Annotated in this window: 1 protein-coding gene; it reads right to left on the bottom strand. The window is 50.2% G+C overall.

The genetic code is table 11. The features are described 5' to 3' along the window. Positions 1 to 777: 777 nt before the first annotated feature. A partial coding sequence (locus tag C7A19_RS03735; protein ID WP_201264061.1) for a TauD/TfdA family dioxygenase occupies positions 778 to 913 on the bottom strand: 136 nt, incomplete at its 5' end.

The following is a 913-nucleotide window of genomic DNA, read 5'->3' as shown; positions in this document are numbered from 1 at the left end:
CGGCGATAACGTCGATAAGTGGGTCAATTTTAAACTGGCGTTGACACCATTTCCGTGCACTTTTCTCACATAAAATTCATAATCCACTGGCGATCTGCCATCATTGGCACTGTGAGGTCTTTCTACGTTGTAGTTCCTGAACATCGTTGATGTCGGCAATCGCATGCTCTCGCGTTGGTTGAAACACTTGGTACAATCAATCATGCATTAGGTTGCCAAAGAATCGCTCCACGACTGCATTATCCCAACAAGCACCTGTGCTCCCCATGCTCGATTGAATCTAAGCGCTCCACGAACCCCATCTAATAATATTTTTCGCACCGCGAAAATTACTGGCCTCAACCTGGAGGTCCCTATGCCAACTACCAAAAAGCAGTCTTTTTACCTGTCGCTCGGAAGGTAAGTCGCTTACGCGAAGCAGCGGAGGATCACAATGTTAAATCTGCAAACCTTTATGCGGCGGCCAAAACGCTTCGCAAGATTGGCGCGCTCGACAACCTGCGCGATGGGCGAAAATCAGGGTTTGTTTTACTAAAGCCTGAAGCGCTGTCAGCGCGGTATGTAGCGTCAATTACCTTTGTGTCAACGCCGAGGCGGTGCTTGAGGAGACCTTGATAGCGAGCGGACTGAATACCGTTCAAGCGGTGACCTTACCGGACAACCAACCCTCCAACCGCTTGCTTGAAAAGCTAGGGTTTCGGCTGCAACGCCAAATCACGCTTTATGGGCATAGTAATAATCTATATGAATATACCCGCTCCTGAACGCCGTTAGGTGTTACTGAGCACTGTCACCCTGAACGGTGACGCGGTGCAACCGTCTGGGCGCGTCGCCATAATCGGTTACTGCGTAGTGTTGGGTGGCGCGATTGTCCCAAATCGCTACCGAGTGTTTTTGCCAGCGAAAACGAACG

It is taken from the genome of Salinivibrio sp. HTSP, from assembly GCF_003390965.1.
In the GTDB taxonomy this organism is placed as follows: domain Bacteria; phylum Pseudomonadota; class Gammaproteobacteria; order Enterobacterales; family Vibrionaceae; genus Salinivibrio; species Salinivibrio kushneri.
The sequence above is the reverse complement of the archived record's forward strand: the minus strand, read 5'-3'. Positions and strand labels throughout refer to the sequence as shown.